Source organism: Serratia sp. JSRIV006, assembly GCF_019968685.1.
GTDB lineage: Bacteria > Pseudomonadota > Gammaproteobacteria > Enterobacterales > Enterobacteriaceae > Chania > Chania fonticola_B.
Map to the genome: position 1 here is coordinate 233,922 of NZ_CP074137.1, position 13,103 is coordinate 247,024.

Here is a 13,103-nt window from a genome sequence, read left to right on the forward strand (position 1 = left end):
AGATTGATCACGTTTCCAGCAATAAGTCGTCAAAAATTCTTCTAAACTAAAGACGCAGCGGGAATACGGGTTTTTTTCAAGCATCGGGATAATCAGGCGAGACGTCTTGTACCTCTACATCGAGACACTGAAACAAAGACTGGATGCGATCAACCAACTACGTGTCGATCGTGCCCTGGCGGCCATGAAGCCCGCGTTCCAACGGGTCTACAGTCTGCTGCCTACCTTATTGCACCACCATCATCCACTGATGCCGGGCTACCTCAACGGTAACGTTCCCCATGGCATCTGTATCTACACGCCTGATGAAACCCAACAAGCCTATCTCAATGATCTAGAAGACAAATGGGGTAGCCCGTTTGAAAAAATGGCCACGGGTGAACTGCCGATTACGGCGCTTTATTCCATGGGCAGCACCTCCTCGATCGGCCAGAGCTGCACTTCGGATCTGGATATCTGGGTCTGCCACCAATCTTGGCTAGACAACGAAGAACGCAGCCGCCTGCAGCAAAAATGCAGCCTGCTGGAGAAATGGGCGGCCTCGATGGGGGTGGAAGTCAGCTTCTTCCTGATCGACGAAAACCGTTTCCGCCATAACGAAAGCGGCAGCCTGGGCGGAGAAGACTGCGGCTCGACCCAACATATTCTGTTGCTCGATGAGTTCTACCGCACGGCCGTGCGTCTGGCAGGGAAACGTATCCTGTGGAACATGGTGCCGGGCGAAGAGGAAGCGCATTACGATGAATATGTGCTTTCGCTCTATTCCCAGGGGGTACTAACCCCGAATGAGTGGCTGGATCTCGGCGGATTGAGCACGCTCTCCGCTGAAGAGTACTTCGGTGCCAGCCTGTGGCAGCTGTATAAGAGCATTGATTCGCCCTACAAGGCGGTGCTGAAAACGCTGCTGCTTGAAGCCTATTCATGGGAATATCCGAAAACTCAGTTGCTGGCGATGGGGATCAAACATCGTCTGCACCAGGGGGAGATCGTCTGCTTTGGCCTTGATGCCTATTGCATGATGCTGGAGCGCGTCACCCACTATCTGACTGAAATCAACGATACCACCCGCCTTGACCTGGTTCGCCGCTGCTTCTATCTGAAGGTCTGCGAGAAGCTGTCGCAGTCCAACAACGCCACTATCGGCTGGCGGCGGGAAATCCTCAGCCAACTGGTCAGTGAGTGGGGCTGGGACGAAGAGCGGTTGGAGATCCTCGATAATCGGGCTAACTGGAAGATCGAACGGGTGCGCGAAGCCCACAACGAACTGCTGGATGCGATGATGCAAAGCTATCGCAACCTGATCCGCTTCGCTCGCCGCAACAACCTCAGCGTCAGTGCCAGCCCGCAGGATATCGGAGTGTTGACCCGTAAACTGTACGCGGCCTTTGAGGCACTGCCGGGTAAGGTGACGCTGGTGAACCCGCAGATTTCACCCGACCTGTCAGAAAACGACCTGACCTTTATTCACGTGCCGATTGGCCGCGCCAACCGCACCGGCTGGTATCTGTATAACCAGGCACCGGAGATGAGCTCGATCGTCAGCCATCAGCCGCTGGAATATAACCGCTATCTCAACAAGCTGGTGGCCTGGGCCTATTTCAACGGCCTGCTCACTTCGCGCACCCGCTTGCATATCAAGAGTGGCAATATCTGCGACACCGCCAAACTGCAGGAATTGGTTACCGACGTGTCGCACCATTTCCCGCTGCGCTTGGCCGCTCCGACGCCGAAAGCGCTCTACAGCCCGTGCGAAATCCGCCATCTGGCGATTATCGTCAACCTGGAAAACGACCCGACGGCGGCTTTCCGTAATCAGGTGGTGCATTTCGATTTCCGTAAGCTGGACGTGTTCAGCTTTGGCCAGCAGCAACAATGCCTGGTTGGCAGTATCGATCTGCTGTATCGCAACTCATGGAACGAAGTGCGTACCCTGCATTTCAGCGGTGAGCAGTCGGTGCTTGAAGCGTTGAAGACCATTCTGGGCAAGATGCATCAGGATGCGGCACCGCCGGAATCGGTGGAGGTGTTCTGTTACAGCCAGCACTTACGTGGCCTGATCCGTACCCGCATTCAACAACTGGTTTCCGAGTGTATCGAGCTGCGTCTTTCCAGCACTCGCCTGGAGCCGGGCCGGTTTAAAGCGGTGCGTGTGGCCGGGCAAACCTGGGGCCTGTTCTTCGAACGCCTGAGCGTGTCGGTGCAGAAGCTGGAAAACGCCGTGGAGTTCTACGGGGCGATCTCCAACAACAAACTGCATGGCCTGTCGATCAAGGTGGAAACCGATCAGGTGCATTTGCCACCGGTGGTTGATGGTTTTGCCAGCGAGGGGATCATCCAGTTCTTCTTTGAAGACACCACGGATGATAAAGGCTTCAACATTTACATTCTGGATGAGTCGAACCGGGTTGAGGTTTATCACCATTGTGAAGGGAGCAAAGAGGAGTTGGTGCGCGACGTCAGCCGCTTCTATTCCTCCTCACACGATCGCTTTACCTACGGCTCCAGCTTTATCAACTTCAACCTGCCGCAGTTCTATCAGATTGTGCATATCGATGGCCGTACCCAGGTGATCCCATTCCGCAGCAATGCGCTGTCGAACCTGTGTATCTCGGTCGCCGACGGCAATGCCGCACAGCCTCTGAAGCAACAGTTCCAGCTGCATTAATGCTTGAGGGCGCAGTTCATTGCTTGCGCCCCTCTGCAAAACTCAGCTAAAACTGACCGTCTCGCCGGACTGTGTGCTGGCCGCCTCACTCAGCAACTCATAAAATTCCCGGCCGCTGCGATCGCAATGCCAGCTCTCGTCACGATAGCTAAAGTGATAGCCACCGGCCTTGGTGGCCAGCCACACCTGGTGCAACGGCTCCTGACGGTTGATCACAATCTTGCTGCCGTTTTCGAAGCTTAGCGTCATCACCCCGCCGTTAGTTTCGTAATCGATATCCGCATCACCATCAAAATCGTCCAGGGTCTGTTCAATATTCAGCATCAGTTGGTCGGCCAACTGGTGAAACTCGCTATCGTTCATATTCGATTCCTATTGCTTTTCATGATCCACCTGCGATTATAGTGAGCTTGGACGCATGAATTACAGGCATTAATGCAAATGAAAAAACAACTACGCTATGCGCTGATGGCCGTTTTGCTGGCTGGGCTCTCTGGCTGTGGCCTGAAGGGCCCGCTGTATTTTCCACCGCAGGACAAACCGGCAGAGCAACCGGTAACCAGTGCTGGCACCGTTAGCAAAAACCAACAAGAACCCGCTGGCACTCAGCAGCAACCGTCGATGAGCAATCAGTAATGAGCCTTTATGGTGGTTGATGCCACCATAAATATCAGACGGTACGTCGTCCAGATAGCGGAGTATGATATGCAGTTCTCCAAAATGCACGGTTTAGGCAACGACTTTATGGTGGTCGATGCCGTTACACAGAACGTCTATTTTTCACCTGAGCTGATCCGCCGTCTGGCCGACCGGCATTTGGGCGTGGGTTTTGACCAGATGCTGGTGGTAGAACCGCCGTACGATCCCGAACTCGATTTCCATTACCGTATTTTCAATGCTGACGGTAGCGAAGTGGCCCAGTGTGGCAACGGCGCCCGCTGTTTTGCCCGCTTTGTGCGCTTGAAAGGCTTGACCAACAAACGTGATATCCGCGTCAGCACCCAGACCGGGCGTATGATCCTGAGCGTTACCGATGATGACCTGGTGTGCGTCAATATGGGTGAACCGAATTTCGATCCGCAGATCGTGCCGTTTCGCGCCACCAAAGCGGAAAAGACCTACATTATGCGCGCGGCGGAACATACGGTGCTGTGCGGCGTAGTCTCAATGGGTAACCCACACTGTGTGTTGCAGGTGGACGACGTGAAAACGGCCAAGGTGGAGCTGTTGGGACCGGTGCTGGAAGGACACGATCGCTTCCCGGAACGTGCCAACATCGGCTTTATGCAGGTTGTGAACCGTGAGCACATCAAACTGCGGGTTTATGAGCGTGGTGCCGGTGAAACGCAGGCCTGTGGCAGTGGTGCCTGTGCTGCCGTGGCGGTGGGCATTCAACAAGAGCTACTGGCGGAAGAGGTGCATGTCGAACTGCCTGGCGGTAGCCTGCATATTCGCTGGAAGGGGCCAGGGGAGCCGTTATTCATGACCGGCCCGGCCACCCATGTTTATGACGGATTTATTCACTTATGAAGCAGGTTGACGATCGGATAGCCATGGGCGTTGAGCTTGATGATGACACGGTGATGCAATTTCTGATGCAGAATCCGGACTTCTTTATGCGCAATGCACGGCTGGTTGAACAGATGCGAGTGCCTCACCCGGTGCGGGGCACGGTATCTTTGGTGGAGTGGCATCTGGCGCGTCAGCGCAACCAGATCACCCAGTTGGAAGAAGAGATCACCTTGTTGATGGAGCAGGCCAGTGCCAACGAATCGCTATTTGGCCGCCTGCTGCATCTACAGGCTGACCTGGCCACCGCCAGCAGCCTGCAGGATATGCTCAACCGCTTGCAGCGTTGGGCGCGCGGGTTTGGGCTGGCAGGGGCGAATATCCGCCTGTTTGCCGATCGCTGGAATATTGGCGCACCGTCGGATTTCACCCATCTTGGCCTGACGCGCTCGGCGTTTGAGCCGCTGCGTATTCAACGCCTGGGCGATCGCTATCACTACCTCGGCAACCTCAATGGCCCCGAACTGCTGCTGTTGCTGCCGCAGGCCAAACAGGTTGGCTCCGTGGCGCTGTCATTGCTGGGGGATCAGGGCGATCTTGGCATGGTGATCTTCAGCAGCCGCGATACTCAACATTATCAACAGGGGATGGGCACCGTGATGCTCGGCCAGTTGGCGCGTATGTTGCCAAAACTGTTGGAACGCTGGATTGAACGCGCATGACCGGCGTAGCGGCCAACCTGCAACCGCCGGTGGACGCTTTCCTGCGTTATTTAAAGGTGGAGCGGCAACTCAGCCCACTGACTCAGATCAGCTATTCGCGCCAGCTGCAGGCGTTGATCGCCATGGCAATCGAGCTGGGCATCAGCGAATGGCCGATGCTGGATGCCGCCAGAGTGCGTCAGCTGGCAGCCCGCAGTAAGCGCGCCGGATTGCAGTCTTCCAGCCTGGCGCTGCGCCTCTCCGCATTACGCAGTTTTCTGGACTGGCTGGTTGGCCAAGGTGTGATAAGCGCCAACCCCGCCAAAGGCATCCGCACGCCGCGCAGTGGCCGTCATTTGCCGAAGAATATCGACGTCGACGAAATGAACCAACTGCTGAATATCGATCTCAACGATCCGCTAGCGGTTCGCGATCGTGCGATGCTGGAAGTGATGTACGGGGCCGGGCTGCGTCTGGCCGAGCTGGTGGGGTTGGATTGCCGCCATGTCGATCTGGGCGGCGGTGAGATCTGGGTGCTGGGGAAAGGCAGCAAAGAACGTAAATTGCCGATAGGCCGTACGGCGGTTACCTGGCTGGAGCACTGGCTGGCGCTGCGCGATCTGTTTGCACCGCAGGATGATGCCATGTTCCTCTCCAATCAGGGCAAGCGCATCTCGGCGCGCAACGTGCAAAAACGTTTTGCCGAGTGGGGCGTCAAGCAGGGCGTCAACAGCCATATCCATCCGCACAAGCTGCGCCACTCTTTTGCCACCCATATGCTGGAATCGAGCGGCGATCTGCGCGCGGTGCAGGAGTTGCTGGGGCACGCCAACCTGACTACCACGCAAATTTATACCCACCTCGACTTTCAACATCTGGCGAACGTGTACGATGCCGCGCATCCACGCGCCAAACGAGGGAAATCCTGATGCACTTTTACCGTCCGTTACGCCCACTGGCCGCGCTGACTTTCGATCTGGACGACACGCTGTATGACAACCGCCCGGTGATCAAGCAGACCGAGCATGAGTCGGTGGCCTTTTTGCAGAACTACCATCCGGGATTAAGCCACTTTCAGTCGGCGGACTTCCACCGTTTGCGGCAGGAACTGCGTGAACAGGATCCGGAGATTTACCACGACGTTACCCAATGGCGCTGGCGGGCGGTCCACTTGGCGTTGAGCCGTCAGGGGCTGCGCGATGCTGAAGCGTCCATCGGTGCCGATGCCGCCATGCAGAACTTTGCCCTGTGGCGTAGCCGGATCGATGTGCCAGAAGCCACTCACGCGACCTTGCGGGCGCTGGGGCAACGTTATCCGCTGGTGGCGATCACCAATGGTAATGCCGATCCGGCCCAGTGCGGGTTGGAGCAATACTTCCAGTTTGTGCTGCGCTCCGGGCCAGATGGCCGCGCCAAGCCGTATCAGGATATGTATCAACTGGCGGTCGAAAGGTTGGGCGTGGCACCGGAACAAATCCTGCACGTCGGGGATGACCTGACCACCGACGTTGCCGGGGCGCTGCGTTCGGGCCTGCAAGCCTGTTGGATCAACGACCGTCAGCGGAGCCTGATGCAGGTAGCTGACAGCCGCCTGCTACCACATATTGAGATTTCGCAGTTGGCATCGCTGACAGCATTGTTATAATCCCAGCAGAACTCTGTATAAATTCCCAGTGGAAAGCGCGTGGAAGCGGGTTTTCCCTTTACCAATCAATGGTGCCTATGGACGTTTCCGACCTGCTCGACAGCATGAATGATAAACAACGTGAAGCCGTGGCTGCGCCACGCAGCAACCTGTTGGTGCTGGCCGGTGCAGGCAGCGGCAAAACCCGGGTGCTGGTGCATCGCATTGCCTGGCTACTGGCGGTGGAGAACTGCTCGCCGTACTCCATCATGGCGGTGACCTTCACCAACAAGGCGGCGGCAGAGATGCGCCACCGTATCGAACACCTGATTGGTACCAGCCAGGGCGGCATGTGGATCGGCACCTTCCACGGCTTAGCACACCGCCTGCTGCGCGCTCATCATATGGACGCCAACCTGCCACAGGACTTCCAGATCCTGGATAGTGAAGACCAGCTGCGCCTCCTGAAACGTATAGTGCGGGCGCTGAACATTGACGAGAAGCAATGGCCGCCGCGCCAGGCGATGTGGTACATCAACGGCAAGAAAGACGACGGCCTACGCCCACAGCATATCGAAAGCTACGGCAACCCGGTGGAAGCCACCTGGTTACGGATCTATCAGGCTTATCAAGAGGCTTGCGATCGTGCAGGGCTGGTCGATTTTGCCGAATTGCTGCTGCGCGCCCATGAGCTATGGCTGAACAAGCCACATATCCTCAATCATTATCGTGAGCGCTTCACCAATATCCTGGTGGACGAATTCCAGGACACCAACCGCATCCAGTACGCCTGGATCCACATGCTGGCCGGGGGGAAGGCCAACGTGATGATCGTGGGGGATGATGACCAGTCAATCTACGGCTGGCGTGGTGCGCAGGTGGAAAACATCCAGCGTTTCCTGAAGGATTTCCCCGGTGCGGAAACGGTGCGTCTGGAGCAGAACTACCGTTCGACCAGCACCATCCTGAAGGCTGCCAACACCCTGATCGCCAATAACGACGGGCGCATGGGCAAAAACCTGTGGACCGAAGGTGCCGAAGGTGAGCCGATCTCGATTTACTGTGCGTTCAACGAGCTGGATGAAGCCCGCTTTGTGGTTAACCGCATCAAGGCCTGGCAGGACAACGGCGGCGCGCTGAACGACTGTGCCATCCTGTATCGCAGCAACGCCCAATCGCGTGTGCTGGAAGAGGCCTTGTTGCAAACCGCCATGCCATACCGCATTTACGGCGGCATGCGCTTCTTCGAACGTCAGGAGATCAAGGATGCCCTGGCCTATCTGCGGTTGATCGCCAATCGTAACGATGATGCGGCCTTTGAGCGCGTTGTGAATACCCCAACGCGCGGCATTGGCGATCGTACCCTCGACGTAGTGCGCCAGGCGGCACGAGACCGCCAACTGACGCTGTGGCAGGCTACGCGTGCGCTGCTGCAAGATAAGGTGCTGGCGGGCCGTGCAGCGTCCTCCCTGCAGCGTTTTCTGGAGCTGGTGGACTCACTGGCCCACGAAACCGCCGAAATGCCACTGCATGTGCAAACCGACCGGGTGATCCGCGATTCCGGGCTGTTCATCATGTATGAGCAGGAAAAGGGCGAGAAGGGCCAGGCGCGTATCGAAAACCTTGAGGAACTGGTCACGGCCACGCGCCAATACAGCTACCAGGATGAAGATCAGGATCTGATGCCGTTGCAGGCCTTCCTGTCCCATGCCGCGCTGGAAGCGGGGGAAGGGCAGGCAGATGCCTATCAGGACGCGGTGCAACTGATGACCCTGCACTCGGCTAAAGGGTTGGAGTTCCGCCAGGTGTTTATCGTCGGCATGGAAGAGGGGATGTTCCCAAGCCAGATGTCGCTGGACGAAGGTGGCCGCCTGGAAGAGGAGCGCCGCCTGGCCTATGTTGGCCTGACCCGTGCAATGCAAAAGCTGACGCTGACCTATGCGGAAACCCGCCGCCTGTATGGTAAAGAGGTGTATCACCGGCCATCACGCTTTATCGGTGAGATCCCGGAAGACTGTGTGGAAGAGGTGCGCCTGCGGGCCAGCGTCTCCCGCTCGGTAAGCCACCGCAGGATGGGGACGCCGATCAGTGAAAACGACACTGGTTACAAGCTTGGACAGCGCGTGCGCCATGCCAAATTTGGTGAGGGCACCATCGTCAACCTGGAAGGCAGCGGTGAACACAGCCGGTTGCAGATCGCGTTTCAGGGTGAAGGCATCAAGTGGCTGGTAGCAGCCTACGCCAAGCTGGAAACGGTGTAACATCCCCTCACCCCAACCCTCTCCCACAGGGAGAGGGAGCTCAAAGTCCCTGCTCTGTTGGAAGCAAGAAGATAATCTCAGCAAAAATTGAGTTTACCTTCACCTAAGGTGAGTCAACAAAAGTCCATGATGTATCACCGTTTTTTCAGTCCAACTCGATCGGTCCCCTCGCCCTTTGGGAGAGGGAGCTGATAGCCCCTGCTCTGTTGGAAGTAAGAAGATAATCTCAGCAAAAATTGAGTTTACCTTCATCTAAGGTGAGTCAACAAAAGTCCATGATGTATCACCGTTTTTTCAGTCCAACTCGATCGGTTCCCTGTGGGAGAAGGTGAGGGGGCAATAATTTAGTGAGTGAAACGATCGCCCACTTTGGCCGTCGCATACCAGCGCATCACTGCTTCGATCCCCTCGCCGCCTTCCGGCGGAGCCCAGTGCATACAGTCTTCCTCGCCGAGCGCCTGATAAGGGCCCTGCTTCACTTCAAACACCACGCCACCCGGATCGACAGACAGCACGGCGTGCCAGGTAAACGCCGGCATCTCCAGCACCTTGGTTTCTTCGCCTAGCAGGGTACGTTGGGTGACCACGCCTTCGTCATTGAACTGCAACACTACGAAACGGCCACGCAGCGGGGTGAGTAACTCCCAGGTCTGCGGGTGGCGGTGTGGGCGAATATAGGTGCCAGGCTCCATGGCAATTGCCAGGCGCTGCACCGTATCGCTCAGCTCTTCATGTAAGGTACGGTGGGCACGCAGGCGTGGCAGTGTGGCTGCCTGTTCGCTCATGGTCGTCAAGTCGTGGGCGGTAATCTGTTTCATTTCGTCAATCCGCAATATTTCTGTGCGCTAATCTTAGCAAGATTCGTGGCTGCGGTCAGAGATCGCGACGCGGTTTTCCTTCAGGCGTGGTCCAGGTTGCGGGAGTGTTACAAACTGGCCTCAAGCGTGCTGAATTGTTGCGCGATTATCCACCCTAACCGGTTGACAGGCTTTTTCTTCTCGGCGTAACATGCGCGCACGAATATCAATGAGGACACACGCCTTGGACACACCCAGTAGATACTGGCTCACAGACCTGGACACCAGGTACAACTTCTAAGGCTATCCCATTGCGCTGATACCCTTCGTGGTTGTCGGCGACCCTCCCCAGCGTCGCTCCGAGTCAGATCTCTTCATGGTCTGGAACGAGCCGGTATTGCATACTTCCCTCGCTTTCTGTGCTTCAATGCGTTGTCTACCCCGTTACCATTAGGGAGTTTTGGCACATGCTAAGCGCTTTTAAATTAGATAACAGCCGCTTATCCCGTCTGGAGTTGGATGACTCAGATGATTTGACCTCGTCGCTGTGGGTTGACCTGGTCGAGCCGGAGGAGGGCGAACGCGAGCGCGTGCAAAATGAGTTGGGCCAAAGCCTGGCGACACGCCCCGAACTGGATGATATCGAAGCCTCGGCCCGTTTCTTCGAAGACGATGACGGCCTGCATATCCACTCCTTTTTCTACTACGAAGACGCCGAAGATCACGCGGGCAACTCTACCGTGGCATTCACCATCCGCGATGGCCGCCTGTATACCCTGCGTGAACGCGAACTGCCCGCTTTCCGGCTTTACCGAATGCGTGCGCGCAGCCTAAGAATGGTGGACGGCAACGCCTACGAGCTGCTGCTGGATCTGTTTGAAACCAAAATTGAGCAGTTGGCCGACGAGATTGAAAACGTCTACAGCGATCTGGAAAAGCTCAGCCGGGTGATTATGGAAGGACACCAGGGCGACGAATATGATGAAGCGCTTTCCACCCTGGCGGAACTGGAAGATATCGGCTGGAAGGTACGCCTGTGTCTGATGGATACCCAACGCGCGCTGAATTTCCTGGTGCGCAAGGCGCGTTTGCCAACCAGCCAGCTGGAGCAGGCGCGGGAAGTGCTGCGCGATATCGAATCCCTGCTGCCGCATAACGAATCGCTGTTCCAGAAGGTCAACTTCCTGATGCAGGCGGCGATGGGCTTTATCAACATCGAACAGAACCGCATCATCAAGATCTTCTCGGTGGTATCGGTAGTGTTCCTGCCGCCGACGCTGGTGGCCTCAAGCTATGGGATGAACTTTGAGTTTATGCCTGAGCTGCGTTGGTCCTTCGGCTACCCGGGGGCGATTGCACTGATGATCGTGGCAGGGCTGGCACCTTATCTCTACTTCAAACGCAAGAACTGGCTTTAAATCCGGCTCTCGTACGCTTCGGGTGGTGGTCTACACCACCGCCCCATTTTATCTTCAATGATCCCCGCTTTAGCCCGTTAAACCGGGGTAGAATATCCCCACTGCTTATCGGCTCGTAAGGCATGCGTCTTAATGGAGAAGTTTCCACGCGTCATTCAATGGCTGATCCTGCTGCTGGCTTCGCTGGTGTTGGGGTTTGGTCTACAGGCCTTCCATGTTCCTGCCGCCTTGTTGCTTGGGCCGATGATTGTCGGCGTCGCGATGGGGCTGCTCGGCGCTTCGGTGCGCATCCCTGGCCCCCTATTTATTGCTGCACAGGCGATCCTGGGTTGTATGATCGCCCAAAGCCTTTCGCCCAATATTCTTACCCCCCTGTTGGATGATTGGCCGCTGGTATTGCTGGTGCTGATCGCGACGTTGTTGGCGAGCGGCGTTTCCGGCTGGTGCCTGGTGCGTTTCAGTGGTCTGCCTGGCCCTACCGGTGCCTGGGGATCTTCCCCTGGCGGCGCATCGGCGATGGTGGCGATGGCGGGAGATTTCGGCGCAGATGTGCGGCTGGTGGCGTTTATGCAGTATCTGCGCGTGCTGTTTGTCGCGACGGCAGCAGCGGTCGTGGCGCGTATCGGCCTGGGAGATGAAGCTGGGCATGGGAGCGCCGCTCTGGAGTGGTTCCCCGCCCTCGACTGGCGCTTTGCCGGTACTTTGGCCGTAGCCGTTATCGGCTCCTGGTTAGGACCGCGCCTGCGCATTCCTTCCGGTGCGCTGATGTTGCCAATGATCGCGGGGGCGGCATTACATTCCACTGGCACCATGATGTTACAAGTGCCCGAATGGCTGCTGGCGCTGGCCTACACGCTGATTGGCTGGAGCGTCGGGCTGCGTTTTACCCGGGCCATCTTCCTGCTGGCATTGCGCACCTTGCCGCAGATGGTGGTCTCGATTGTCGCGCTGATGCTGTTTTGCAGCGGGCTGGGGTGGATGTTGACCCTGTTCCTGCCGGTCGATCTGTTGACGGCCTATCTGGCCACCAGCCCCGGCGGATTGGATACCGTGGCGATCATCGCCGCAGGCAGCCGGGTTGATATGACCTTTGTGATGGCGATGCAGACGCTGCGGCTGTTTACTATTTTGCTGACCGGCCCGGCGATGGCCAGATTCATCTCTAACCATGCCCAGCCGGTACAATCAACGTAGCTTTCGTTGCTGGTATAAGGCATCCAACAGGAACAACACCAACGCCGCCCAGATAAAGCCAAAGGTCACCAGCTTATCCTGGCCGATGGTCTCACCGTAGAAGGTGACTGCCAGCAGGAACATCAACGTTGGCCCGAGGTATTGGAAGAACCCGAGCGTCGACAGGCGCAGACGGGTGGCCGCTGCGGTAAAGAACAGCAGTGGCACGGTGGTGACCACCCCGGCGGCAACCAGCAGTAAATTCAGCGACCAGGGGTTGGCGCTCAGATGGCTGGTTGGGCTATCGGCAATCAGGAACAGGTAGATGGCGGCCACCGGCAGCAGCCACAGGGTTTCGATCAGCATGCCGGTTTGTGCATCAATGGCAATCTTCTTGCGCAGCAGGCCGTAGAAGGCAAAGCTGAAGGCCAGGCCAAGCCCGATGATCGGCAGCGAACCAAACTGCCACAGCTGTACCAACACCCCGGTAAAGGCCAAGGCTACGGCCACCCACTGCATACGGCGGAAACGCTCGCCCAGGAACAGCATCCCCAGCAGCACGTTCACCAGTGGATTGATGAAATAGCCCAGGCTGGCCTCCAGCATATGGTGGTTATTCACCGCCCAGATAAACAGCAGCCAGTTCCCTCCCACCAGCAGCGCGGTAACGGCCAGCAGCAGTAGCCGCTTGCGGTTTTTACAAGCGGCCCGCACCTGCGGCCAATTGCGGCCCAATGACACCAGCCCCAGCATAAAGAAGAACGACCAGATCACCCGGTGGGTGAGGATTTCATCGGCAGGGACCTGTTGGATCAGCTTGAAATAGGCGGGGGCGATACCCCAAATAAAATAGGCGGCCAGAGCAAAGAAAATGCCCTGCCGCGTCTGTTGTGCGTCCATGACGGTTACCGGGTGGGAAAAGGAGATGCGGTGATTTTACTGAAGATAACCGGCC

13 protein-coding genes are annotated in these 13,103 nt (G+C 57.0%); 10 read left to right on the forward strand and 3 right to left on the reverse strand.

Annotation, left to right across the window (positions count from 1 at the left end; all coding sequences use genetic code 11):
- Positions 1–106: 106 nt before the first annotated feature.
- Entirely contained in the window at positions 107–2,665 is a 2,559-nt protein-coding gene (locus tag KGP16_RS01025; RefSeq protein ID WP_021181540.1) for a class I adenylate cyclase, read from the forward strand.
- A gap of 42 nt (positions 2,666–2,707) precedes the next feature.
- Here the strand turns inward: KGP16_RS01025 and cyaY are convergent, their stop codons facing one another.
- Positions 2,708–3,028, reverse strand: a complete 321-nt coding sequence (cyaY, locus tag KGP16_RS01030; RefSeq protein WP_021807760.1) for an iron donor protein CyaY — start codon at positions 3,026–3,028, stop codon at positions 2,708–2,710.
- A gap of 78 nt (positions 3,029–3,106) precedes the next feature.
- On the opposite strand from cyaY, the gene KGP16_RS01035 reads away from it, so the two are divergent.
- From KGP16_RS01035 to uvrD, 6 genes are all read left to right on the forward strand, one after another.
- The gene (locus KGP16_RS01035; RefSeq protein ID WP_301178823.1) at positions 3,107–3,301 is read left to right on the forward strand and encodes a lipoprotein; all 195 of its coding nucleotides are present in this window, start codon (positions 3,107–3,109) and stop codon (positions 3,299–3,301) included.
- Positions 3,302–3,370: 69 nt separating this feature from the next.
- Complete coding sequence (gene dapF, locus KGP16_RS01040; protein WP_021807762.1) at positions 3,371–4,195, forward strand: diaminopimelate epimerase; 825 nt, start codon at positions 3,371–3,373, stop codon at positions 4,193–4,195.
- Positions 4,192–4,896, forward strand: a complete 705-nt coding sequence (locus KGP16_RS01045; RefSeq protein WP_021807763.1) for a DUF484 domain-containing protein — start codon at positions 4,192–4,194, stop codon at positions 4,894–4,896. The genes dapF and KGP16_RS01045 overlap by 4 nt, the downstream gene beginning before the upstream one ends.
- Positions 4,893–5,804 carry a tyrosine recombinase XerC gene (xerC, locus tag KGP16_RS01050; RefSeq protein WP_021807764.1) on the forward strand — a complete coding sequence of 304 codons (912 nt, stop codon included), beginning with the start codon at positions 4,893–4,895 and terminating at the stop codon, positions 5,802–5,804. Before KGP16_RS01045 ends, xerC begins: the two co-directional genes overlap by 4 nt.
- Positions 5,804–6,520, forward strand: a complete 717-nt coding sequence (gene yigB, locus KGP16_RS01055; protein WP_021807765.1) for a 5-amino-6-(5-phospho-D-ribitylamino)uracil phosphatase YigB — start codon at positions 5,804–5,806, stop codon at positions 6,518–6,520. The genes xerC and yigB overlap by 1 nt, the downstream gene beginning before the upstream one ends.
- A 77-nt stretch (positions 6,521–6,597) precedes the next feature.
- Positions 6,598–8,760 (forward strand): DNA helicase II, encoded by a 2,163-nt coding sequence (uvrD, locus tag KGP16_RS01060; protein ID WP_021181533.1) that lies wholly within the window; start codon positions 6,598–6,600, stop codon positions 8,758–8,760.
- A 344-nt stretch (positions 8,761–9,104) separates the two neighbouring features.
- Here the strand turns inward: uvrD and KGP16_RS01065 are convergent, their stop codons facing one another.
- A complete protein-coding gene (locus KGP16_RS01065) occupies positions 9,105–9,578 on the reverse strand; it encodes a WbuC family cupin fold metalloprotein (RefSeq protein ID WP_021807766.1) in 474 nt (157 codons plus the stop codon).
- Positions 9,579–9,786: 208 nt separating this feature from the next.
- Here KGP16_RS01065 and ysgD point away from each other — a divergent pair, with 208 nt between their 5' ends.
- From ysgD to KGP16_RS01075, 3 genes are all read left to right on the forward strand, one after another.
- Positions 9,787–9,858 (forward strand): YsgD/CorL family protein, encoded by a 72-nt coding sequence (gene ysgD / locus KGP16_RS27625; protein WP_363136375.1) that lies wholly within the window; start codon positions 9,787–9,789, stop codon positions 9,856–9,858.
- Between the two features lie 166 nt (positions 9,859–10,024).
- Positions 10,025–10,975, forward strand: coding sequence for a magnesium/cobalt transporter CorA (gene corA / locus KGP16_RS01070; RefSeq protein ID WP_021807767.1), 951 nt, complete (start codon positions 10,025–10,027; stop codon positions 10,973–10,975).
- A gap of 132 nt (positions 10,976–11,107) precedes the next feature.
- Positions 11,108–12,169 carry an AbrB family transcriptional regulator gene (locus KGP16_RS01075; RefSeq protein WP_209524014.1) on the forward strand — a complete coding sequence of 354 codons (1,062 nt, stop codon included), beginning with the start codon at positions 11,108–11,110 and terminating at the stop codon, positions 12,167–12,169.
- Here KGP16_RS01075 and rarD read toward each other — a convergent pair.
- Positions 12,161–13,048 (reverse strand): EamA family transporter RarD, encoded by an 888-nt coding sequence (rarD, locus tag KGP16_RS01080; protein ID WP_021807769.1) that lies wholly within the window; start codon positions 13,046–13,048, stop codon positions 12,161–12,163. The two genes, KGP16_RS01075 and rarD, sit on opposite strands and share 9 nt — an antisense overlap.
- Positions 13,049–13,103: the final 55 nt, after the last annotated feature.

Bases quoted from the DNA above. Each gene is read 5' to 3' on its own strand.
- KGP16_RS01075 (WP_209524014.1), top strand. From the start codon at position 11,108: ATGGAGAAGTTTCCACGCGTCATTCAATGGCTGATCCTGCTGCTGGCT.
- cyaY (WP_021807760.1), bottom strand. From the start codon at position 3,028: ATGAACGATAGCGAGTTTCACCAGTTGGCCGACCAACTGATGCTGAAT.
- KGP16_RS01065 (WP_021807766.1), bottom strand. From the start codon at position 9,578: ATGAAACAGATTACCGCCCACGACTTGACGACCATGAGCGAACAGGCA.
- corA (WP_021807767.1), top strand. From the start codon at position 10,025: ATGCTAAGCGCTTTTAAATTAGATAACAGCCGCTTATCCCGTCTGGAG.
- KGP16_RS01045 (WP_021807763.1), top strand. From the start codon at position 4,192: ATGAAGCAGGTTGACGATCGGATAGCCATGGGCGTTGAGCTTGATGAT.
- KGP16_RS01035 (WP_301178823.1), top strand. From the start codon at position 3,107: ATGAAAAAACAACTACGCTATGCGCTGATGGCCGTTTTGCTGGCTGGG.
- yigB (WP_021807765.1), top strand. From the start codon at position 5,804: ATGCACTTTTACCGTCCGTTACGCCCACTGGCCGCGCTGACTTTCGAT.
- xerC (WP_021807764.1), top strand. From the start codon at position 4,893: ATGACCGGCGTAGCGGCCAACCTGCAACCGCCGGTGGACGCTTTCCTG.
- rarD (WP_021807769.1), bottom strand. From the start codon at position 13,048: ATGGACGCACAACAGACGCGGCAGGGCATTTTCTTTGCTCTGGCCGCC.
- uvrD (WP_021181533.1), top strand. From the start codon at position 6,598: ATGGACGTTTCCGACCTGCTCGACAGCATGAATGATAAACAACGTGAA.
- dapF (WP_021807762.1), top strand. From the start codon at position 3,371: ATGCAGTTCTCCAAAATGCACGGTTTAGGCAACGACTTTATGGTGGTC.